The 21,154-nt window shown below is 66.3% G+C and carries 16 protein-coding genes and 1 pseudogene; 12 read left to right on the plus strand and 5 right to left on the minus strand.

What is annotated here, in order from left to right:
• The first annotated feature begins 8 nt into the window (after positions 1-8).
• From AC3A6Y_RS08810 to AC3A6Y_RS08825, 4 genes are all read left to right on the plus strand, one after another.
• Positions 9-1,016, plus strand: a complete 1,008-nt coding sequence (locus tag AC3A6Y_RS08810) for a Bug family tripartite tricarboxylate transporter substrate binding protein (RefSeq protein ID WP_487867856.1) — start codon at positions 9-11, stop codon at positions 1,014-1,016.
• An 18-nt stretch (positions 1,017-1,034) separates the two neighbouring features.
• Positions 1,035-2,342 (plus strand): sulfatase family protein, encoded by a 1,308-nt coding sequence (locus AC3A6Y_RS08815; protein ID WP_487867857.1) that lies wholly within the window; start codon positions 1,035-1,037, stop codon positions 2,340-2,342.
• A 219-nt stretch (positions 2,343-2,561) separates the two neighbouring features.
• Positions 2,562-4,316 carry an arylsulfatase gene (locus tag AC3A6Y_RS08820; RefSeq protein WP_487867858.1) on the plus strand — a complete coding sequence of 585 codons (1,755 nt, stop codon included), beginning with the start codon at positions 2,562-2,564 and terminating at the stop codon, positions 4,314-4,316.
• Between the two features lie 5 nt (positions 4,317-4,321).
• Positions 4,322-5,377: a formylglycine-generating enzyme family protein gene (locus AC3A6Y_RS08825; protein WP_487867859.1), complete on the plus strand. Its 1,056-nt coding sequence runs from the start codon at positions 4,322-4,324 to the stop codon at positions 5,375-5,377.
• Here AC3A6Y_RS08825 and AC3A6Y_RS08830 read toward each other — a convergent pair.
• Complete coding sequence (locus tag AC3A6Y_RS08830) at positions 5,374-6,066, minus strand: Crp/Fnr family transcriptional regulator (RefSeq protein ID WP_487867860.1); 693 nt, start codon at positions 6,064-6,066, stop codon at positions 5,374-5,376. The two genes, AC3A6Y_RS08825 and AC3A6Y_RS08830, sit on opposite strands and share 4 nt — an antisense overlap.
• Positions 6,067-6,172: 106 nt before the next feature.
• Here AC3A6Y_RS08830 and AC3A6Y_RS08835 point away from each other — a divergent pair, with 106 nt between their 5' ends.
• From AC3A6Y_RS08835 to AC3A6Y_RS08845, 3 genes are all read left to right on the plus strand, one after another.
• Positions 6,173-7,621, plus strand: a complete 1,449-nt coding sequence (locus tag AC3A6Y_RS08835) for a sulfatase family protein (protein WP_487867861.1) — start codon at positions 6,173-6,175, stop codon at positions 7,619-7,621.
• A gap of 6 nt (positions 7,622-7,627) precedes the next feature.
• Positions 7,628-8,944: an FAD-binding oxidoreductase gene (locus AC3A6Y_RS08840; protein ID WP_487867862.1), complete on the plus strand. Its 1,317-nt coding sequence runs from the start codon at positions 7,628-7,630 to the stop codon at positions 8,942-8,944.
• Positions 8,945-9,053: 109 nt separating this feature from the next.
• On the plus strand, positions 9,054-10,034 hold the full coding sequence (locus AC3A6Y_RS08845) for a tripartite tricarboxylate transporter substrate-binding protein (RefSeq protein ID WP_487867863.1): 981 nt from the start codon (positions 9,054-9,056) through the stop codon (positions 10,032-10,034).
• Between the two features lie 419 nt (positions 10,035-10,453).
• Here AC3A6Y_RS08845 and AC3A6Y_RS08850 read toward each other — a convergent pair.
• Together AC3A6Y_RS08850 and AC3A6Y_RS08855 are read right to left on the minus strand one after the other, a co-directional pair.
• Positions 10,454-10,597 (minus strand): annotated as a pseudogene (locus AC3A6Y_RS08850) (IS110 family transposase); the annotation flags it as partial.
• A gap of 72 nt (positions 10,598-10,669) precedes the next feature.
• The gene (locus AC3A6Y_RS08855) at positions 10,670-11,311 is read right to left on the minus strand and encodes a TetR/AcrR family transcriptional regulator (RefSeq protein WP_487867864.1); all 642 of its coding nucleotides are present in this window, start codon (positions 11,309-11,311) and stop codon (positions 10,670-10,672) included.
• Between the two features lie 353 nt (positions 11,312-11,664).
• Here AC3A6Y_RS08855 and AC3A6Y_RS08860 point away from each other — a divergent pair, with 353 nt between their 5' ends.
• Together AC3A6Y_RS08860 and AC3A6Y_RS08865 are read left to right on the plus strand one after the other, a co-directional pair.
• Positions 11,665-12,558 carry an NAD(P)/FAD-dependent oxidoreductase gene (locus AC3A6Y_RS08860; protein ID WP_487867865.1) on the plus strand — a complete coding sequence of 298 codons (894 nt, stop codon included), beginning with the start codon at positions 11,665-11,667 and terminating at the stop codon, positions 12,556-12,558.
• A 146-nt stretch (positions 12,559-12,704) separates the two neighbouring features.
• Positions 12,705-13,166: a methyltransferase family protein gene (locus tag AC3A6Y_RS08865; protein WP_487867866.1), complete on the plus strand. Its 462-nt coding sequence runs from the start codon at positions 12,705-12,707 to the stop codon at positions 13,164-13,166.
• 115 nt (positions 13,167-13,281) lie between these two features.
• Here AC3A6Y_RS08865 and AC3A6Y_RS08870 read toward each other — a convergent pair whose 3' ends face one another.
• Positions 13,282-13,416, minus strand: coding sequence for a hypothetical protein (locus AC3A6Y_RS08870; RefSeq protein WP_487867867.1), 135 nt, complete (start codon positions 13,414-13,416; stop codon positions 13,282-13,284).
• 180 nt (positions 13,417-13,596) lie between these two features.
• Between AC3A6Y_RS08870 and AC3A6Y_RS08875 the strand changes: the two genes are divergently transcribed.
• From AC3A6Y_RS08875 to AC3A6Y_RS08885, 3 genes are read left to right on the plus strand one after another with little or no spacing between them, the layout of a single operon-like run.
• Positions 13,597-15,057: an efflux transporter outer membrane subunit gene (locus tag AC3A6Y_RS08875; protein WP_487867868.1), complete on the plus strand. Its 1,461-nt coding sequence runs from the start codon at positions 13,597-13,599 to the stop codon at positions 15,055-15,057.
• The gene (locus AC3A6Y_RS08880; protein ID WP_487867869.1) at positions 15,054-16,184 is read left to right on the plus strand and encodes an efflux RND transporter periplasmic adaptor subunit; all 1,131 of its coding nucleotides are present in this window, start codon (positions 15,054-15,056) and stop codon (positions 16,182-16,184) included. The genes AC3A6Y_RS08875 and AC3A6Y_RS08880 overlap by 4 nt, the downstream gene beginning before the upstream one ends.
• Complete coding sequence (locus AC3A6Y_RS08885; RefSeq protein ID WP_487867870.1) at positions 16,184-19,294, plus strand: efflux RND transporter permease subunit; 3,111 nt, start codon at positions 16,184-16,186, stop codon at positions 19,292-19,294. Before AC3A6Y_RS08880 ends, AC3A6Y_RS08885 begins: the two co-directional genes overlap by 1 nt.
• 206 nt (positions 19,295-19,500) lie before the next feature.
• Here AC3A6Y_RS08885 and AC3A6Y_RS08890 read toward each other — a convergent pair whose 3' ends face one another.
• Positions 19,501-20,874 carry an amidohydrolase family protein gene (locus AC3A6Y_RS08890; protein WP_487867871.1) on the minus strand — a complete coding sequence of 458 codons (1,374 nt, stop codon included), beginning with the start codon at positions 20,872-20,874 and terminating at the stop codon, positions 19,501-19,503.
• Between the last annotated feature and the right edge of the window lie 280 nt (positions 20,875-21,154).

Consider the following 21,154-nt stretch of genomic DNA (forward strand, 5'->3'; position numbering starts at 1 on the left):
GAGCATTCATGCGCATGACCCCCACGACTTGCGACGCGGCACTGACACGTCGCGCACTCTCGGTGCTGCTGCTGGCGGCCGGCACCTGCTTGCTGCCCTCGGCGATGGCCCAGCAGTCATGGCCGAGCAAGCCTGTGACGCTGCTGGTCGGTGTTCCGGCCGGCGGCGCCCTCGACCCGTTTGCCCGGGCACTCGCAGACCAACTCGGCAAGGTGACAGGCGGAGTTTTCGTGGTGGAGAACCGCCCCGGGGCAAACGGCAACCTGAGCGCCGAGGCGGCGCTGAAGGCACCGGCGGACGGCCACACGCTGTGGATCGGCACGCAGTCGATGATGGCCATCAATCCCGCGGCGTTTTCGCAGCTGCGCTGGAAGCCGAGCGACTTCAAACCGGTTCTCAAGGGTGTCGAGGCGCCTCTCGTGCTGGTCACCAACCCGTCTGTGCCGGCCAAGAATTTCGCCGAACTGGCCAAATGGATCCAGGACCCGTCCAACAAGGCTGCATACGCTTCCTTCAGCCCTGGCACGCCGTCGCACTTCCTCGGCTACCAACTGAACGAGCGGCTCAAGGCAGACATGATCCATGTTCCCTATAAGGGTTCTGCGCCCCAGGTCACGGACATTCTGGGCGGACAGGTTCCCCTGGGGTTCACCCAGCTCGCTGCCGCGGTGCCACACATCAAGGAAGGCAAGCTGAATGCGATAGCCGTGACAAGCCCCAAGCGGTCACGTTATCTGCCGGGCGTGCCGACGCTGGCGGAGCTTGGCTACAAGGACCTTGGTACCACGATCTGGTTCGGGCTGTTTGCTTCAGCCGCCACCCCGCCCGCGGTCCTCGAAGCGGTCCGAGCCGCCGCTCTGAAGGCGCAAGCAGATCCCGCATACCGCGCGAGGCTCGAGGCCCTCAACTTCGACGTGCCAAACGACTCTATCGCGACGTTCGAAGAGACCATCGCATCGGAAAGCGCCCGGTGGGCGGCCCTGGTGAAGGCGACCGGATTCAAGGCTAGCGAATGACGCACAGGATCGCGTAAGGTGAAGCCGAACATCATCTTCATCGTCGCCGACGATCTTGGCTACGCCGACCTCGGCTGCTACGGGGGGCGTGATGCTGCTTTCGGCGCCGTGTCGCCCGTTCTCGATCAACTGGCGGCAGGCGGGGTCCGATTCACCGACGGCTATTCCAACTCGCCCGTGTGTTCTCCCACGCGCTTTGCACTGGCGACCGCAAGGTACCAGTACCGGTTGCGCGGTGCGGGCGAGGAGCCGCTTCATGGAGGTGCGGCGCAGCGACTCGGCTTGCCGCCAAGCCATCCTACTGTCGCATCGCTCCTGAAGGAAGCCGGGTATCGCACCGCATTAATCGGCAAGTGGCACCTGGGCAATCCCCCGGACTTCGGGCCGCTGCAATCCGGCTACGAGGAGTTTTTTGGTCCTCTTTCGGGCGGCGTGGATTACTGGACGCACTGCAATCCCGGCGGGCGGCACGATCTTTGGTTGGGCGATGTGCAGGCACCGCAAGAGGGTTACCTCACCGATCTGCTGTCCCGCCGCGCAGTCGACTACATAGATCGTATGGCGGGCGCACGCAACCCGTTTTTCTTGAGCATCCACTACACGGCGCCGCACTGGCCTTGGGAGACGCGTGACGATGCGCACCTGGCGCCGGACGTGAAGGACAACCTCTTTCACCTGCACGGCGGCAACATTCATACCTACCGCCGCATGATCCACCACATGGACGAAGGAATCGGCGGGGTGATGGACGCATTGCGCCACCACAGCCTGGAGCGCGACACGCTGGTGGTCTTCACTAGCGACAACGGCGGCGAGCGCTTCTCGGACAACTGGCCGCTGGTGGGCGGCAAGATGGACCTCACCGAAGGTGGCATCCGCGTGCCCTGGATCGCGTATTGGCCCGCTGGCATCCCCGCCGGGAGCGTGAGCGCACAGCACTGCATGACGATGGACTGGTCGGCCACCATGCTGGACGTGGCCGGTGCAAAGCCGGACGCGGAGTACCCGCTCGATGGCGTGTCGCTGCGACGGGTATTGCAAGCGCCCCATGAGCAGTTCGCGCGACCTCTCTATTGGCGCATGAAGCATCGCGGCCAGCGCGCGCTGCGCGACGGCGACTGGAAATACCTGCGCGTGGACAGCCACGACTACCTGTTCAACGTCGTCTCCGACGCGCGTGAGCGTGCCAATCTGGCTAAAGGCGAACCGGGACGACTGGTCAGGATGCGCCAGCAATGGGAAGCATGGAACGAAACCATGCCTTCGATCCCCGCAGATGCCAGCGTGAAGCTGGGCTACGGCATCGAGGACATGCCGCAACGGTAAGGCGCCGGCCCCTATTGGGCTTGTCCGCACGGCGCTGGTTCAGTTTGAATCATTTCTTCGCCACTTGCCCTGCTGCCATTCCATAAAGAAGCACTGGAGACGCTGATGAATCGACGCACTAATCTTTCCCGGTGGCTACGCCACCTCACACTTGCCGCACTCGCGACTTCGGCACTAGCGGCCTGCGGCGGAGGCGGAGGCGGCGGAGGTGGCGGTCCGATGGTCAGTACCGCGGCGCAAGCCGAAACTGCCGCGCCGATGCAGCCGAACATTCTCCTCATCGTGGCAGACGACATGGGGTATTCGGACATTGGTGCCTTTGGCAGCGAGATCCCGACGCCAAACCTGGACGCGCTGGTGGGCGACGGACGCGTGCTCACGCGGTTCTACGCATCGCCGGCTTGTTCCCCCACACGCGGAATGCTCATGTCGGGCGCCGACAGCCATCGCGTGGGGCTCGGCGCGATGGAAAACAATGTCACCGCCCTGATCGCCGCGAAGAACGCGCCCTTCGGCGTGGCCTTCAGCTACGACGGCGTGCCAGACGGCTACGCGGGGCACCTGCTCGATAGCGCGCTGTCGATGCCGCAGGTGCTGCGCGACGCCGGCTACCACACGTACATGACGGGCAAGTGGCACCTCGCTTACGAGTTCGCATCCACGCCGACGGGCGGCAGTTCCCGATTCCGGCCCGCGTCCTTCCCGAACAAGAAGGGCTTCGAGCGTTCGTTCGCGCTGCTCGACGGCGCCGGCGCGCATTTCGCGCCCGTTGCGGGCCGCCTCCCGACCCGGTACGACACCACCACGTACACCGAGGACGATGTCGCATTCCCGGCGACGAAGTTGCCGGCCGATTTCTATTCCACCAAGACCTACACCGACAAGCTCATCTCGTACATCGAAAGCAACCGCGGCGATGGCAAACCCTTCTTCGCGTATGCGGCCTACACAGCGCCGCACTGGCCGTTGCAGGCGCCCGACGAGGACATCGCTGCGCAGAAGGGGCGCTACGACGAGGGATACGATGTGATCCGGACGCGCCGCATCGAGCGCATGAAGCAGCTGGGCGTGCTGCCGCAGGGGTTCGTCGAAAACCCCGGCATGCAGAGCGTTTCCCAGGGAGGCTCCGGCAAGAAGCGCTGGTCGGAACTCACCGACGGGGAGCGTGCGCGTCAGGCCCGCGCGATGGAGGTTTATGCCGCAATGGTGAGCAACCTCGATGGCAACATCGGGCGGCTTGTGAAGTATCTGCGTGACACCGGCCAGTACGACAACACACTGATCTTCTTCATGTCCGACAACGGCTCGGACAGCAACCCGGCGGCCGGCGCCAACGTGACGGCGAGCACCGATCTTGCGAGCATCGGCCGTCCTGGATCCACGATCGCTTACGGCGAGCGCTGGGCGGAAGTGAGTGCGGCGCCGTTCCGGCTGTGGAAGACGTTCACGGGCGCTGAAGGGGCGGTGAGCGTGCCTGCCATCATCAAGATGCCGGGCGCCGCGCAGCCGCGCCGGCCCCTTGTCGCCGCAACGCTGGCGAAGGACTTGCTGCCGACGTTCCTGGACATCGCGAACGTGCCTATCCCTCGGGGCAACTACGCAGGCCGTGAGATCGTGCCCATCTCCGGGGTGTCGTTGCGCAATGCATTGCAGTCCGACGCCAGTTCCCCGCAACTGCGCGCGCCGCTGGAGACCATCGCGCTGGAGTACATGGGGCAGGGCTATGTGCATCGCGACGACGGCTGGAAGTTGAGCCGCTCGACGGTCCCCGGCGTGCCGGCAGCCACGTATGCTGACTTGCCGTGGCGCCTGTTCAACATGAACGATGATCGCGGCGAGACGCGCGACCGGGCTGCAGAACGGCCGGACATTGTTGACGCGCTGAAGAAGGAGTGGGACCGCTACGTCGGTGCCAACGGAGTCCTGGTACCAGCAACTCCGCCTGCTGCGAAGCGTGACCCAGCAGCGCTGTGACGCCAATGACACGCCTGCGTTCAGTCGGATGGCGGCTGGCTGCAGCCGGCATTGTGTCGGCAGCACTGGTCTCTGCGGTGGGCGTGTTGGCGGGGCTGGCCGCTGCGGGTGCGCCCCGGTCGCCCGCTTCTTCGTCGCCATCGTGTTTGAACGGAAACGGGACGCCAGCGGGTCTCGGCTCCGACAGGCATGCAGGCATGGTCCGCATCCCGGCTGGAAGCGTGCAGCTCGGGTCGCGCACTGGGTACGCCGACGAGCGGCCAACCGGCGAAGTTCTCCGCGTTCCGGCTTTCTGGATGGATCGCACGGAGGTCACCAACGCGCAATTCGCAGCCTTCGTGAAGGCCTCCGGGTATGTGACGCAGGCAGAGCGCGAAGGAGCGGCTGCGGTGTTCCGCGCGCCGCCGCGCGGAGTTCAGCGGCGGGACAACGACTGGTGGGTTTGGCAGCGTGGGGCCGACTGGCGCTTTCCGCAAGGCCGCGACAGCACGGTTCGCGCACAGCCCAATGAACCGGTGGTGCACGTGACCTACGCGGACGCCCTGGCCTACGCGCGCTGGCTGGGACGCGACCTACCGACGGAGGCCGAGTGGGAATACGCTGCGCGCGGAGGCGGCAGCCCGGAGCTGGTGGATCGCGAACCGAGGGATCCCCGCGGGCGGCCCGTGGCCAACTACTGGCAAGGCCTGTTCCCCGACGTGAATTCGGCAGAGGACGGCCATATCGCACTGGCACCGGTGGCGTGCTTCCCGGCCAGCGGGTACGGCCTGTTCGACATGATCGGAAACGTGTGGGAGTTGACCCGCGACCGCTATACGGGACCGCGCCAGCCGCACGGCAACGGCGACCCGGGCGCGCCGAGAAGCGCGGCCGAAGACTCGCGGCCGGGCGAACTCATGGTCATCAAGGGAGGATCGTTCCTTTGCGCAGCGGATTACTGCGTGCGCTATCGGGCGGCAGCGCGCCATCCGCAGGAAGCCGACCTCCCGACCTCGCACGTGGGCTTTCGCACGGTGCTGCGTGAAGCGCCGTCAGTTCCAGAAGAAACGGTGAGCCGCTAATCCGTCGGATCGAACAGATCCGCTAGATCGATGATGCGGATGCTCCCACGGTCCAGCCTCAAGCGGCCGGCCATTTCCAGGCGTTTCAGCTCTTGCGACAATTTGGGGCGGCTGACACCACTGCGCGCCGAAAGCTCTTCATGCGTCGCAGCGATGGAAACAGTTCCGTCCGGCCCCGGAGCCTGCTGATGGGCCAGCCTCGCGAGCGTGGCGCAGACTCGCTCATGCACTCCGCGCTCCAGCCAAGCGCGTTCTCGCGACTGCACCTCGCGCAGGCGCTGCACGAGAAAGCGAACCAGCTCGACCATCAACTCGGCGTCCGCGAGCAGCAATCGCTCCAGGTCCGAGACCGGTAGCCACCGCAGAGCTGCAGATTCGCCGACCACCACATCCACGAAGCTCGGTTGACGCGAGAACAGCTGAGACAGAAACACCACTTCGCCGGCGCCGAAGGACACCGGAATGATGAACGAACCGTCGTCGCCCTGGAGATGAAGCACGCTGTCGAGGCGGCCGCTGACCACCATCGGCAGGCGGTCCACCGGCTCCCCGGCTCGCAACACCGTGACTCCTTCGGAAACCTGCTGCACGGCAGCCTCGGCAAGCCCAAGCCTGTGAAGGAACGCCTCAGCCAGCCGCCGGCTGATCGCGCGGCTTTCCTTTCGCTCCTGGGTGCGGGCCGGACTCATCCGTGGGGATTGTGGCATGTGTTCCCCGGGGAACTGATAACGCCGGCCCCCGAGTGCAACATCGGGCTCTCAAACACCGGCCAGGCAGGCCAGCAAGGAAACCCGAATGACCGCCCAAAACGTTCTCGTGATCATGAGCGACGAGCACGACCCCAGGTACATGGGGTGCAGCGGAAACCCCACCGTGCGGACGCCGAACCTCGACGCCCTGGCAGCGCGCGGCACACGCTTTGCCAACGCGTATACCCCGAGCCCCATCTGCGTTCCCGCGCGCGCCGCCTTCGCCACGGGTCGCCGCGTGCACCAGGCGCGCCTGTGGGACAACGCATCCCCCTACTACGGTCAGCTCCAGGGCTGGGGCCACCTCCTGCAGGAGCGCGAGGTCCGCGTGGAGAGCGTCGGCAAACTGCACTATCGCCAGGAAGGTGATCCTGCAGGCTTCGACGTGGAGCACCTTCCGATGCACGTGGTCGGCGGCTACGGCATGGTGTGGGCGTCCATCCGCGACCCTTACATCAAGCGCGGCCAAGGCAAGCGGATGTTGGGCGACAGGATCGGCCGTGGCGACTCGCCCTACACGCAGTACGACGAGGCGGTCACCGAGCGCACGGTGCAGTGGCTGCGCGACGCCGCGCGGCGGAACACGCAGCCCTTCGCGCTCTACGTGGGACTGGTCGCGCCGCACTTCCCTCTGATCGCGCCCGCGAACTTCTACGACATGTACGACGGAATCGAATTGCCCCCGTCGAAACTGCTGCCTTCCTCGGGTTATCGACGCCATCCCTGGGTGCAGCAGTACGCCGACTTCGAGCTCAACGAGGAGAACTTCAAAAGCCCTGAGGAGCGGCGGCAGGCGATCACCGCTTACTACGGGCTGTGCAGCTTCCTCGACCACAACGTCGGCCGCATCCTGCAGGCACTCACAGAGAGCGGCTTGGCAGAAAACACGCTTGTTGTCTACACGTCCGACCACGGCGACAACCTTGGCGCCCGCGGCCTGTGGGGCAAGTCCACGCTCTACCAGGAGTCGGTGACCATCCCGATGCTGGCTGCTGGTCCAGGTATGCCGCGCGGCGTCTGCCAAACGCCCGTCGACCTGCTGGACCTCTTCCCGACCATCCTGCAGGCGACCGGGGTGGATCCCGCGCCGCTGATGGACGGCCGCCCCGGCCGGTCGCTCCAGGAAGTCGCCGCGACCCCCGCCGAGCCCGAGCGCGTGGTCTTCAGCGAATACCACGCCGCCGGCAGCAACACCGCCGGCTTCATGGTGCGCAAGGGTCGCTGGAAGTACCACTACTATGTCCGCTACCAGCCCGAACTGTTCGATCTGGAGAGCGATCCGGAGGAACTGAAGGACCTCGCCGGCGACCGCGCCTACGCGGCGGTGCTGCGCGACATGGAAGCGGAATTGCGCCGCATCTGCGATCCGGAGGCGATGGATGCCCTGTGCAAGGCGGACCAGCGCCGCATGATCGATGGCTACGGCGGCCCGGAGCGTGCCGCCGAAATGGGTTCCAAGGGTGCCACACCGGCCCCGGCCGTCGCTGCCGAGTGAGCCGCCATGACCTTTGACGAGAAGTACCTGGCCGACTGGAGCGGCCTCACCCGCGGCACACCCCAAGCCGTAGAGCGCCCCCGCAGTACCGAGGAGGTGGCCGCCGTCGTTCGGCGCTGCACCGGGTCCGGTGCACGCATGACGGTGCAGGGCGGACTGACCGGCATGGCCGGCGGTGCCGTCCCCGCTGATGGCGACGTCGTGATCAACCTGGAGCGGATGAGCGCCATCGAGCAAATCGAAGAGCTCGAGGGCATCATGATCGTACAGGCGGGCGCCACGCTGGAACAGGTGCAGCGTGCTGCGCGCGAAGCCGGCTGGTTCTTTCCGGTGGACCTTGGCGCCCGCGGCAGTTGCCAGGTCGGTGGGAATGCTTCCACGAATGCAGGCGGCGATCGCGTGCTGCGCTATGGCACGATGCGCGACTCGGTGCTCGGCGTCGAGGCCGTGCTGCCCGACGGCACCGTGCTCGATTCCATGACGCGGCTGGTGAAGAACAGCTCCGGCCTGGACCTGCGCTTTCTGTTCATCGGGGCGGAGGGCACTCTGGGCATTGTTACGCGGCTTGTCCTGAAACTGCAGCCTCCGCCGGGCCCAGCCGTGACGGCCTTCGCCGCCGTTGCGAACCTGGACGCAGTGGCCCGCCTGCTGCGCGACCTGAAGGGCAGTCTGGGTCCCGTCCTTCAGGCCTACGAATTCATGAGCGCTGCATTCGTCGAGGCGGCGGTGCGCCACGGGGGCGCGCGCCGGCCGCTGGAGTCCGACGCTTCGTGGTACGTGTTGCTCGAAGCGGCGGGGGCGACAGGACAGTCCGTGGAAGACGCCGTGCAGGCGGCCCTGGAACAGGCCGTGGAGCGCGAGCTCGTCACGGACTGCGCGATCGCCGCAAGCCTGTCGGATGCGGAAGATTTCTGGCGGCTGCGACAGTGCATCCCTGAATTGCTTTCGCATTACAAGCCCACCGTGAACTTCGACGTCGGGCTGCCGTGGTCGGAAACCACTTCGTACATCGAGCGCGTCAGCAAGCGCATGCAGGCCGAGTTTCCCGACGCGGAGCACCTCTTCTTCGGACACCTTGGCGACAACAACATCCACCTCATGACGGGGCCGCACCCGCTCGAGCGGCACCACGCCGTCGACGACGTGGTCTACGGCGAACTGGCGGGCCGCGACGGCACCCTCAGTGCCGAGCACGGCATCGGCTTCTTGAAGAAGCCTTTTCTGGCCACGACCCGCAATCCGTCGCAACTCGCGCTGCTGCGCAAGCTCAAGCAGGTGCTCGACCCCGGCAACCTGCTGAACCCCGGTCGGGTGATTGACTGAAACCTTCGGTTCCCGCGGGAACTGCGTGTTCCGGATCCAGCGCCAACAATCACGCCGACAACAACGTCGAAAAAACCCCTTCCTCCACCTTTACCCGAGCGAGACGAGCATGACCACCCGCAGACAGACCCTCTCCCTGATCGCGGCTGCCGCAGCCGCGGGGCTCGCGCCGGCCCTCGTGCGCGCCGCCGACGAAAGGAAGCTCACCATGCTCGTGGGCTTTCCCCCTGGAGGCGCCCCCGACACCGTGGCGCGCGCGATCGGCACCGCCATGCGCAGCTCGGGCTATACAGCCTTGGTGGAGAACAAGGCTGGCGCCGGCGGCCGCATTGCCATCGACGCGCTCATGGCCGCTCCGGCCGACGGCAGTACCGTCCTGCTGGCTCCGGCCGGTACGTTGACGATCTACCCGCACATCTACAGCAACCTTCGCATCGACACGATCAAGGACCTGGCTCCCATTGCCACAGCCTGCGACTTCCAGTTCGGGCTGGCTGTCGGTCCCGCGGTTCCCGCGAGCGTGAAGACGGTGACTGATTTCGTGAACTGGTGCAAGGCGAACCCGGGCAAGGCGCAATACGGTACGCCGGGTGCTGGCACAGCCATGCACTTCATAGCGATGGAACTGGGCCGCGTGTCCAACGTGCCGCTGCAGCACATTCCCTACAAGGGCGGTGCCCCTGCACTTACCGACGCCATGGGCGGCCAGGTGTCCGCGGTCTTCACGACGCTGCCGCTGCTGATCCAGCCGCACAAAGGTGGCAAGGTGCGCATCCTGGCGCACTCGGGCGACTCCCGCGTCGACTCGCTGAAGGATGTGCCCACCTTCAAGGAATCGGGCTTCCAGACGCTCACCCTGAGCGAGATGTTCGTCTTCGTCGCCTCCGCCAAGACCCCGCCGGCCGTGCAGAAGCAGGTCGCCGAGGCGCTCAACGCGGCGATCGGCACGCCCTCGGTGAAGACCACGCTCGAAGCCGCCGAATACAACTCGCTCACCCTGCCGCAGGACAAGATCGCTGCGCGGCTGCAGTCCGAACATCAGCGCTGGGGCCAGCTGGTGAAGGCCTCCGGCTTCAAGGCCGACTCCTGATGCCGGCGGCCCTGGGGACTTCCATGCGGCGGTACGAGGAAGGAAGCGACCGGCCAGCGTGCCGCGGCCATCATGAGATTGATCCAGTCAGCGAAGCTCAACGGGCCGTCGTCAAGACGGGATCACCGTGCGTACATACATGGACGCCCCCTATGCCAGGCTCTCAGTTCGCCGCGGCTCGAAGGTAAAGATTGCACCCGTACATCCGGACTTTGGTGCAGCGCTTTTGGCGCCGCGGTCCCTGATGGGATTTGCTGACTGGCTTCTCCATCGCTTGCACGCACTCAAGGTGCCACGCGCGGGGCGGGCTTCGCCAATCACGGTCTGACCTGTCTTGCCAACACTTCTTGATCGCCTGAGCAATCGGTGGTTCATTCTCACTGATGTCGTCGTTGTACGGGCGGGCTGTCAAGCAGTCATGCCTGGATCTTCGCCTTGAGCTCTCCGACTTGGCGGTCCAGGTCCTTGAGGTGATCCAGCAATCGCTCGATCAGTAGCCGAAACGCCCCAGCCAACTCGTTGGCGCCGTCCTCGATCAGATCAGGAACACGGCTAGCGATGTAAACATGGAGATGTCGCCGCGATGGCGTCCACGCCGGCGCGCGTGCTCGCGACCTCCGGCCGCATGGTGGAGCCTACGCGCCGTAGGCCGCCATGAAGACCCGTACGGCCTCGCGCAGAAGAGCCCTGTTTTCCCGGGAATCCGGCATCTCGAGCTTCAGCAGTCCGCGAAAGTGCCCGGAGCCCAGGAACATTGACAGGAACAGGTCCGCTGCCTGAAGCGGATTCCGCACCTTCAGCGTGCCCGCCGCGTGGGCACGGCGCAGGTATGCAGCCAGCTCGCCGGTCACACGCTCCGGGCCTTCCTTGTAGAACGCACGGCAGGCTTCCGACTGCGCCCCCGCGACGCCGTAGACAGAGCGCAACGCGCCCAGGGCGTCGTCCCCGCGCGCCAGCGCGAGAAACCGGGCCCCGATCGCCAGCAGCGCCTTCTCCGGCTGGTCCGGGTCCAGCGCCTCGGCGCCCGGGACGCCAGCCACCACCGGCGCCGTCCTGTCGCGCACGACCGCCTGGAACAGCCTCTCCTTGGAGCCGAAGTTGTTGTACACGGTCATCTTGGACACACCGGCGTCCGCGGCGATGGCATCCACGCTGGCACGCTCCAGGCCATGCTCGTTGAAGTGCCTTTGCGCCGCTTCCAGGATGCGCCGGACGCGCTCGGGATCGCGGGGCCGCCCGCGTTGGGGCTTGGGAGCGGGAGCTAGGGGACGGTCCATGGGCAGATTTATTGGATTTGACAGTTCACTATAGTCACAAGAGTTCGGCAGCGGGCCATCAAGCATGGCGGACTCGCGGAGTATTAATTGGACTTGACAGTTTACTATATCCGTCGCATATTACTGTACTTGTAGTCCAATAAACAAACGACCCATGACTTCCTCCTCCTGGAGCAGCCGCGGGCCGGCTCCCCGGGGCAATCCGCCTCCTGTCGCTCGCGGCATGGGCCGTGCTGTCGGCGTGCTCGACACCCCTCGTGCAGACTCCCGCACCCTCGGTGCCCTCGCGGCTGCCTTTGCCCACAGCCATGCGCAGACCACCTCCCTCCATCCACGACACGGAGCCCATCACCATGAATGACGTCATCATCATCGGCGGCAGCTTTGCCGGCCTCGCCGCCGCCCTGCAGCTCGGCCGTTCCCGACGCAAGGTCACCGTTCTCGATACCGGCCTGCCGCGCAATCGCTTCGCCGGCCACTCGCATGGCCTGCTCGGCCACGATCACAAGCCACCGCTGGACATCCTGGCCGAGGCGCGGCAGCAGCTGGCGCGTTATCCCTCGATCAAGCTGGTCAATGCCCGGGCCGACAGCGTCTCCGGCGCCATCGACCATTTCTCCGTCCTCACTGGCGACGGCGAAAGCCTTGGGGCGCGCCGCCTGATCCTGAGCTATGGCGTCGCCGACCAGATGCCCGATGTTCCGGGCTTTGCCGAAAGCTGGGGCACGTCCGTCGTGCCCTGCCCCTATTGCGACGGCTTTGAAGTCGCCGGCCAGCATTGGGGCCTCGTCTGGTCCGGCCCGCAATCGCACAATCAGGCCAAGCTGTTCCAACATTGGACCGAAAAATTGACTGTCTTCGCCGACGGCCACGAGATTCCGCCCGATATCCAGGCCGATCTGGCGCGCCGCAACATACCTGTCGCCCTTGGCCGGATCGTCGAGATCGCCCATCCCAAGGGCCATGTCACCACCGTCAATCTCGATACCCGCCGCAGTATCGCGGTCGACATCCTGTTCGCCCATCCGCGCACCAAGCCGTCCGCAAGCCTGCATGAATCACTGGGCCTCGACACGGTGGATACGCCGACCGGCATCGTCCTGAAGGTCGACGAGCGCCGCCAAACCAGCATGCCCGGCATCTACGCCGCCGGCGACCTCGCCACGCCCTTCTTGCCATCGGTCACCCAGGCATCATCGCAGGGCGCGATGGCGGGTATCTTCGCCCAGCAATCGATGGTGGTTTGAGGGCATGGATTCCCTTCTCCGGTTGCCGCGGGCTATCGCCAGAAGGGCAATCCCGGCGAGGGCGCGATCCGCAAGTCTTACCGCCAGTCAGGTGTGTGCGTGGCGGGTCATGCCGGGGCGCCAGGCCTCATCATGGAGTGAGTGTTATGAGCGTGCTTGAACTGAAGGTTCCGCCCCCGGTCGTGGCGCTTGTCCTAGCCCTTCTCATGTGGCTGACGCCAGCCGTCGCGGGCCTTGTGCAGATTCCCTATCCGGCCCGCGTGCTCTGCGCCGTCGTTTTGTTGTGCGTCGGCCAAGGCATCAGCATCGCCGGAATAATTGCGTTTCGGCGCGCCAAGACCACGGTGAACCCGGTCAAGGCAAGCTTGGCGTCCTCGTTGGTCGTCCAAGGCGTGTACCGGTACACGCGCAATCCCATGTATGTCGGGCTCTTGCTGACCCTGTTGGCGTGGGCAGTGTTTCTGGCGAATCCGTTCGCTGTCCTGTGGGTTGTCGTGTTCGTGCTTTACATCACTCGGTTCCAGATCATTCCGGAAGAACGTGTGTTGGCGTCTCTATTCGGGGCTGAGTACGAGGCTTACAAGGGGAGGGTACGCAGATGGGTATGAAGCCTGACGAGCTTGCAAGTACTTCCCCCTAAGTAGGTCTGCAAAACCTGCCCTACAGCGCTGATCGGCGCGGTAGGGCAGCTTGGAGCCGCGCGGCGCGCCATCCACAGGTTGCTCAGCGCGAACAGCTGTTACCTGATTGCGCGAACGGGTGCTCGACCTTGGCCCGGATGCTGGCCTTGATCTGCTCGACCCGGTCGGCCGCCCAGCGCCAGTGCGCGCCGCGTGCGTGCGACTGGATCAGCGCCACCAGCTCAGCCCAAGTAACACTTGGTTCATTTCGTCGAGGAGGGCTCCTTGCGTGGCTTCTTGGGCAACGGGTCAAGGCCGAACGAGATCTGAGCCTGTGCCATCGGTCCACATTTATGGACTTGACAGTCCATTATATTCGGCTACACTTAATGGACACGAAAGTCCACTAAATGAAGAAATGAAGCCTTCTTCCATGACGCCTGCTGCGGCGGCCGCCTTGTCGGTTTTGATCCTGGCCGCATGCTCCACCCCGGCGCCTCAGGCGCCATCCCCGTCCGTGCCGCTGGCGGTCAACTTCTCGAACGAGAAAGCTGCTGCCCCCGCTGCATCGGCCCCCGACGATGCCTGGTGGGACGGCTTTGGCGACGCCACGCTCGCGCGGCTCGTCAAGGAAGCCTTGTCCGCGAACCAGGATGTGGCCATGGCGCTGCAGCGCGTCGGGCAGGCGCGCGCCGGAGCCGACGCGCAGGCGTCCCGGCTGTGGCCCACGGTGAGCCTGCAGGCTTCGGCATCGCGCAGCGAAAGCGGAGTTCCTGAACCGGTCAAGCAAGGCATGCCGGACACGCGTGTGCTGCGCGCAGGTGTGGACCTCGCCTGGGAGATCGATCTCGCGGGTGGCGTTCGTGCGGCGCGTGACGCGGCGCGGGCCGATGCCGCCGCCGCAGCCGCAGGCGTCCATGGGGCCCGCCTGCTCGTGGCGAGCGAAGTGGGGCGGCAGTACTTCGTGCTGCGCAGTGCCGAGGAACGGCTGCGCATCGTGCAGGCCCTGGCTGCCGCGCAGCGCCAGACCGCGGCCCGGGTGGAAAGCCGCCTGCGCGAGGGCCAGGCCAGCGCATTCGACCTGGACCGTGCACGCGCCGAGGCCAATGCACTGGACGCTCAACTGCCGGCGCTGCGGATGCTGGTGGGTACCACGCAAACGAAGCTGGCCGTCCTGCTGGGCCGCAACCCGTCAGCGAAGGTTGTCGAAGGTGACAACGACTTCGCGTGGCCGGCGGCGCGTCCCATCTCGGCAGGCCAGCCCAGCGAACTTCTGAGGCGCCGTCCCGATCTGGTCGCCGCGGAGGCACGCGTCGGTGCCGAAGCGCTGCGCACCGCCGAAGCCCGCGCCCAGTGGTGGCCCAAGCTGTTCCTGAGCGCACTGCTGGGTCGCGAGGACTTGCGGCTGAACGCGCTGGATCTCGCGCCGGTTCACTTCTCCAACGTGGCTCTGGCCTTCGCCACGCCGATCTTCAATGCCGGCCGTATCGATGCAGGCATCCGCGTGCAGTCCGCGCGCGCCGATGAGGCCTTGCTGGCTTGGCAGAAGGCGGTTCTGGTGGCGGTCCAGGAAGTCGAGGACAGCCTGCTCGTGCGCTCGCAGGAAGGCGAGCGCACGGCGGCGCTGGCGCGCACCGTCGAGCACCGCCGCCGCTCCCTGCAGCGCGCCGAATCGCTGCAGCGCGAAGGCCAGATCGACCTGCTCGTCCTGCTGGACGTGCAGCGCTCCGTGCTGGCCAGCGAACTGGCCTTGTCGGACAGCCGCCTGCAGCAGGTGCTGGCCGACGTGCAGCTCTACAAGGCGCTCGGAGGAGGCCTTCCCCCGGGGGGCCAAGTCAGCGCCGACACAACACCTCTTGCCGCAAGGACGACCCAGTGAACAGAATCCATCTCACCTTCTCGCTCACGAGCATGGCGGCCGCCAGCCTGCTGCTGGCCGGCTGCAGCGAACCGCCCGCGCCTGCCGCGGTCGAGAAGCCCGTCTTCGTGACGACAGTCAGCCAGACCCCATCGACGCAGACACGCAGCTTCACATCGGTGGTCCGCGCGCGCGTCGAAAGCGATCTGGCCTTTCGCACCGGTGGCAAGGTCGTCGAGCGGCTCGTCGAGATCGGTGACAGCGTGAAGGCCGGTCAGGTGCTGGCGCGGCTGGACCTGGCTGACTATCAGTTGGCCGTCAAGGCCGCGTCCGACCAGGTGCAGGCTGCCACAGTCGATGCCCAGCAGGCGGCCTCCGACGAGGCGCGGTTCCGCCGCCTGTTGGCCGACGGCTCGGTCGGCGCGGCCGACCATGAGCGCCAGAAGGCTCGCTCCGACGCTTCGGCGGCTCGGCTCGATCAGGCCCGGCGGCAGGTGGAACTGGCGCGCAATCGCGAGGGCTACGCCGCCCTTGTCGCGCCCTATGCCGGCGTCGTCACCGCCATCCGCTTCGAGCGGGGTCAGGTTGTTCCGGAAGGCCAGCCGGTGGTCTCGCTGGCACGTGAAGGCGACAACGAGGTGGTGGTCGACCTTCCCGAGGACTGGGTAGGCCGCGCGCGCAGCCTCACGGCCACTGCAGCGCCGTGGACCGACCCGCAGGCCAGCCTGCGCCTCGTGCTGCGCGAGCTGTCGCCGCAGGCCAGCGCCCAAGGCCGGACCTACCGTGCTCGCTATGCCGCCGTGCCCGAATCGCGCGCGCAGGTGTCAGCGCTCCCCTTGGGCAGCACTGTGCAGTTGACGCTGTCAGCGCCTCAGGCAGGGCCGGCTACCGTCTCTCTGCCCGTCAGCGCGTTGGTCAAGGGCAGCGGCCCCGAGGGGGTCTGGGCCTTGAACGCCAAGGGTTCTGGCCTGGTGTTCACGCCGGTCAAGGTGGTCTCGATCGACGACGCCACGGTGCACGTCACCGGCTTGACCCTGGGCAGCCGCGTCGTGAGCGTCGGCGCCCAGAAGCTCGATGCCGGCACCACCGTGCGCGCCATCGAGCGCGCTCCTGACACCGTCACGACCACTGTCGCCAAGAGCCGCTGATGAAACGCTTCAATCTCTCCGAATGGGCCGTCACGCACCGGCCCATGGTGCTGTTTCTCATCATCACGACGCTGGTCGTCGGCGTGTTTTCGTTCAGCCGGTTGGGGCGCCTGGAGGACCCGACCTTCGAGGTGCCGCAGATGACGGCCATCGTGGTGTGGCCCGGTGCAACGGCGCAGGACGTGCAGGACCAGGTACTCAATCGCATCGAGCGGAAGCTGCAGGAGCTGGACCAGTTCGACTACGTGCGCAGCTTCGCACGCCAGGGCTACGGCGGCATCACGCTGTGGATGAAGGGCGGCAGCAGCAAGGAAGAGCTCGACAACGCCTGGTACCAGGTGCGCAAGAAGATCGGCGACGTCCGCCAGGAGTTCCCCGAAGGCGTGCGCGGCCCATTCTTCAACGACGAGTACAGCGACCGCTACAGCGTGCTCTATGCGCTGAGCGCGCCCGATCTCTCGATGGCCGAGCTGCTGACGGTCACCGAAGAGGTGAAGCGCCGCCTGCAGAGCGTGCCCGGCGCGGGCAAGGTCGACGTGCTGGGCAAGCAGGCCGAGCGCGTGTATGTGGAGGTCTCCACGCGGCGACTGGCGGCACTGGGCATCCCGCCCTCCGCCGTCTTCGATGCGCTGGCGCGGCAGAACCTGGTGACGCCGGCGGGTTCGGCCGACACCACGCACGACCGCGTGCAGGTGCGGGTGGACGGCCGCCTCGCCGGCGTGCAGGACGTCTCGAACGTCACGCTGGAGGTCGGCGGCCAGTTGCTTCGGCTGGCCGACGTCGCCACCGTGCGCAGCGGCTACGAAGATCCGCCCAGCCTGACCATCCGCCACAACGGCGTGCCGGTGCTGGCCATCGGCGTGACGCTGCAGCACAAGGGCAACGTGACGGACTTCGGCAAGGCGATGGAGGAGCGCCTGTCGCAGATCCGCCAGGAGCTGCCGGCCGGTGTGGAGATCCAGCAGTACGCCGACCAGCCCCGCGTGGTGGCCGATTCGATCTGGGAGTTCGAGCGCGCCTTCCTGGAGGCGCTGGCCATCGTGCTGGCGGTCTCGTTCCTGTTCCTGGGCTGGCGCACCGGCATCGTGGTGGCGGCCTCGGTGCCGCTGGTGCTGGGCCTGGTCGCGGCCGTGATGTACGCCGCCGGGTGGAACCTCGACCGCATCTCACTTGGCGCGCTGATCATCGCGCTCGGCCTGCTGGTCGACGACGCGATCATCGCCGTCGAGATGATGGTGGTGAAGCTGGAGCAGGGCTGGGACCGCCTGCAGGCCGCCACCTACGCCTACTCGTCGACCGCGTTCCCGATGCTGACCGGCACGCTGGTCACGGCCGCGGGCTTCATGCCGGTCGGGTTCGCAAAGTCCATCGCCGGCCAGTACGCCGGCGGCATCTTCTGGGTGGTCGGCGTCGCGCTCATCCTGTCGTGGCTGGTCGCGGTGGTCTTCACGCCGTACCTGGGCGTGATGCTGCTGCCCAAGAACCTCGGCTCGGGCCAGCACCACGACGTGTACGACCGGCCGGTCTACCACCGGCTGCGCCGCGTCGTCGACTGGGCCGTGCAGCGCCGCTTTGTCGTGCTGGCGCTGACGGTGGTGCTGCTCGGTGCGGCAGGCGCCGGCATGCTGAAGGTGCAGCAGCAGTTCTTCCCGACGGCGGCACGGCCGGAGCTGCTGGTCGAACTGCGGTTGCGCGAAGGCGCATCGTTCGCCGCGACGGAGCGCCAGGTCAAGGTGCTGGAAAGCCATCTGGCCAAGGACCCCGACGTCGAGTTCTTCACCGCCTACACCGGCGCCGGCACGCCCATCTTCTACCTCTCGATCCAGCCCGAGCTGCCGAACCCGGGCTTCGCCCAGGTCGTCGTCAAGACGGCCGGCATCGAGCAGCGCGAGCGGGTACGTGCCCGGCTCATGGAGCTGTTCGCCAAGGACGAAGCTCTGCCCGACGTGAAGGCGCGCGTCACGCGACTGGAGTTCGGCCCGCCGGTGGGCTTCCCGGTCCAGTTCCGCGTCGTCGGGCCCGACAAGGCCGTGGTGCGCGACATCGCCTATCGCGTGCGCGACGCCGTGCGACAGAGCCCGCTGGTGCGCGACACGCAGCTCGACTGGAACGAGCAGGTGCGATCGGTGAAGGTGCAGGTGGACCAGGACAAGGCCCGCCAGCTGGGCCTGAGCACCGCGGACATCCAGGGCCTGGTGCAGACCACGCTGGACGGCGCGCCGGTCACGCAGATCCGGCGCGGCGAGGAACTTGTCGACGTCGTCGTGCGGGCTACGCCGGAAGAGCGCAAGAGCATCGGCCGGATCGGCGACCTGCAGGTCTTCACGCGCAGCGGCGTGACGGTGCCGCTGTCGCAGATCGCCCGGATCGAGCCGACGTTCGAGGAGCCCGTGCTCTGGCGGCGCAACCGCGACATGGCGTTGACGGTGCGCAGCGACGTTGCCGACGGCGTGCAGGGCCCGTATGCCACGGCGCAGATCCGGCCATCGCTGCAGCCCATCCTCGACAGCCTGCCGCCGGGCTACCGCATTGAGGAGGGCGGCGCGATCGAAGAGAGCGACAAGGCCAACGAGGCCCTGTTCGCGGTGTTCCCGGCCATGTTCGCGGTGATGCTGACGCTGCTGATGATCCAGCTGCAGAGCTTCTCGCGGCTGTTCATGGTGTTCATGACCGGGCCGCTGGCAATCATCGGCGTCGTGCCGGCGCTCCTGATCTTCCAGGCGCCGTTCGGCTTCGTCGCGCTGCTGGGCGTGATCGCACTCGGCGGGATGATCATGCGCAACTCGATCATCCTCGTCGACCAGATCGACCAGGACATCGCCCGCGGCGTCGCGCCCTGGGCCGCGATCGTCGATGCGACGGTGCGGCGATCGCGCCCGGTCGTGCTGACGGCCGCGGCGGCCGTGCTCGCGATGATCCCGCTCACGCGCAGCGTGTTCTGGGGGCCGATGGCCATCTCGATCATGGGTGGCCTCGTCGTGGCCACGGCGCTGACCCTCGTCTTCGTGCCGGCGCTGTATGCCGCGTGGTTCCGAGTCCGGCGTGACAGCCCGGCGCAGGCATCGGCCGCTGCACCGCTCGCCGCCACGGCCGCACCCGCGGCCCATTGACGCATCCACCCGGTTTTCAGGAGACGAGCTTGTCTGCAACCACCGATTCCCATTCCGGAATCAGAGTCCCAGGAACCACCGAACACTTTCTTGACCCGCTCGGGCCGGAACCCCGAAGCCACGGCCTTGACGCGATGAAGGACCTTTTGAAAGTAGCCGAGCCCAGTGCCGCGATCACCGCAGAAGGACCAGCTCCCCTGCGCTGCTCAGCCAGCTGGATCGAACACCCTGAGGAACTCGCGTCGCGTCTTTGGCCCGTAGGTCCTGAAGTGAGGATCGGGTTTCTCCAGGTAGGCCATGCGCTTTCGGGCGACCGAGTCGCGGGCGGTGTATCGCTTCACTTCCGTCGGCGTCAAGCCGTACACGTTCGCGGCGTTGAGACCGAATATCTTGGCCCGCAGCGCAGGCGTCATCTCGGGATAGCCATGCCGTTCGCGCAGTTCCGCCGAGATCTGGAACGTCCGGAAGGCTTGGATCTGATCCTGCGGTGAACCGTACCAGATCGAATCCGTGCCCCACAGCACGTTGTTCTCGCCGCACGCGACGATCAGTTTCCCCAGGGCGTGAGCCGCCTGTTCGGGGTCCCGCATCAGGAAGCGCCACGTGCTGCCCAGCTCCGCATAGACGTTGCTGTTCGGCTTGACCTGGTGTTTGCGCAAGGACGCAATCAGTGTGTCGATGCCGTCGCTCTTGCCGCTCGCGTCGTAGGCCTTCTCGGTCACCGTGCTGACGAAGCCCGAGTGATAAATCAAAAAGTTCACGTCCGGGTAACGCCTGGCGACGACGCCGATGTCGCTGCACTGGCTGTGCTCGTAGGAGCGTGATCCGAACGGCAGGCCCTTGTGGATGCAGATGTTCTTGACGCCCAGTGCGCGAGCCTTCTCGATGAACCGGATTCCGACGTCGTCGTGCAGAAAGTAGCCCTTGCCGTTCGGTCCATACTGCGTGTAGGTCTTCCAGGCGCTGATGCCCCACTTCTCGTGCAACTCGTCCATGCCTTCGAGGTCTCCGGGCTGGTTCGGGTTGACGCGTCCATGCAGCAGCAGCCGGTGCGTTCCCTCGAGCTTGTCGACCAGCCGGCGCACCTCGTCGGCGGCCTGGATCGTGACCGGCTCGGCGTCGCGAGCGGAGGGCACGAAGGACAGCACCATCACGTCGGTGTCGCTGTCCATGAACACGTCTTTGAGGAAGACCTCCGCGCTCTTCGAATTGCCTTTGGGCGTGTCGATGAAGTGGCCCTGGACATCGAGGATGAACTCCTGCCTGGCAGGGCCGACCTGCGCGCGCGCGAGCTGCATATCCAGCGAGGCGTCGCGGGGCAGCTCGAAGAAGCCGCCTGTCCTTCCGGCCGCGGCATTGGCCGCGTTGAAGGCCAGCAGCGTGCTGGCTGCGCCACAAGAAGAGGTCAGGAACGCTCGCTTCGAGCATCCCAGCCGCTTGGCGTTCGTTGCCGCGGCCTCGTGTGCGAGGCGGTTGGCTTCGATGTTCGCCGGCCACAGCGACACCGGTGCGAACTCGCCATTCGAGGTGCTGTCGAGCTTGATGGGAAGGCGCTTGCCCTCAGGGTCGCTGTCATGCATGGTGGTCCCCCGGTTTGATCAAGAAGCACCGCCGGCCGCCAACGGCGCCATGAGCCCCCTTGGTTTCGACCAGACCTGCCAATTCTGCTCCGCGCCGCGGGGCTCCAAGAAAGCGACGCACTTCGGGCGAGCACTTGGCGCGAGCTGCGCGGATGGGGCAGCACCGTGTAGTCGCCAATGCGGCGCGCGCGCTGAGTGCTGTTGCTGCATCCTGCGTAAATTCGTCGCTTGCGACGATGCAGCCGTGGCAAGGAATTCCTAAAGTGGAGCATCTCTCGTA

This window comes from Variovorax sp. Soil_C_17 (assembly GCF_057657265.1).

Coding starts and splice junctions, on each gene's coding strand:
- AC3A6Y_RS08810 (WP_487867856.1), top strand. CDS start 9: ATGCGCATGACCCCCACGACTTGCGACGCGGCACTGACACGTCGCGCA.
- AC3A6Y_RS08820 (WP_487867858.1), top strand. CDS start 2,562: ATGGTCAGTACCGCGGCGCAAGCCGAAACTGCCGCGCCGATGCAGCCG.
- AC3A6Y_RS08825 (WP_487867859.1), top strand. CDS start 4,322: ATGACACGCCTGCGTTCAGTCGGATGGCGGCTGGCTGCAGCCGGCATT.
- AC3A6Y_RS08830 (WP_487867860.1), bottom strand. CDS start 6,066: ATGAGTCCGGCCCGCACCCAGGAGCGAAAGGAAAGCCGCGCGATCAGC.
- AC3A6Y_RS08835 (WP_487867861.1), top strand. CDS start 6,173: ATGACCGCCCAAAACGTTCTCGTGATCATGAGCGACGAGCACGACCCC.
- AC3A6Y_RS08840 (WP_487867862.1), top strand. CDS start 7,628: ATGACCTTTGACGAGAAGTACCTGGCCGACTGGAGCGGCCTCACCCGC.
- AC3A6Y_RS08845 (WP_487867863.1), top strand. CDS start 9,054: ATGACCACCCGCAGACAGACCCTCTCCCTGATCGCGGCTGCCGCAGCC.
- AC3A6Y_RS08855 (WP_487867864.1), bottom strand. CDS start 11,311: ATGGACCGTCCCCTAGCTCCCGCTCCCAAGCCCCAACGCGGGCGGCCC.
- AC3A6Y_RS08860 (WP_487867865.1), top strand. CDS start 11,665: ATGAATGACGTCATCATCATCGGCGGCAGCTTTGCCGGCCTCGCCGCC.
- AC3A6Y_RS08865 (WP_487867866.1), top strand. CDS start 12,705: ATGAGCGTGCTTGAACTGAAGGTTCCGCCCCCGGTCGTGGCGCTTGTC.
- AC3A6Y_RS08875 (WP_487867868.1), top strand. CDS start 13,597: ATGAAGCCTTCTTCCATGACGCCTGCTGCGGCGGCCGCCTTGTCGGTT.
- AC3A6Y_RS08885 (WP_487867870.1), top strand. CDS start 16,184: ATGAAACGCTTCAATCTCTCCGAATGGGCCGTCACGCACCGGCCCATG.
- AC3A6Y_RS08890 (WP_487867871.1), bottom strand. CDS start 20,874: ATGCATGACAGCGACCCTGAGGGCAAGCGCCTTCCCATCAAGCTCGAC.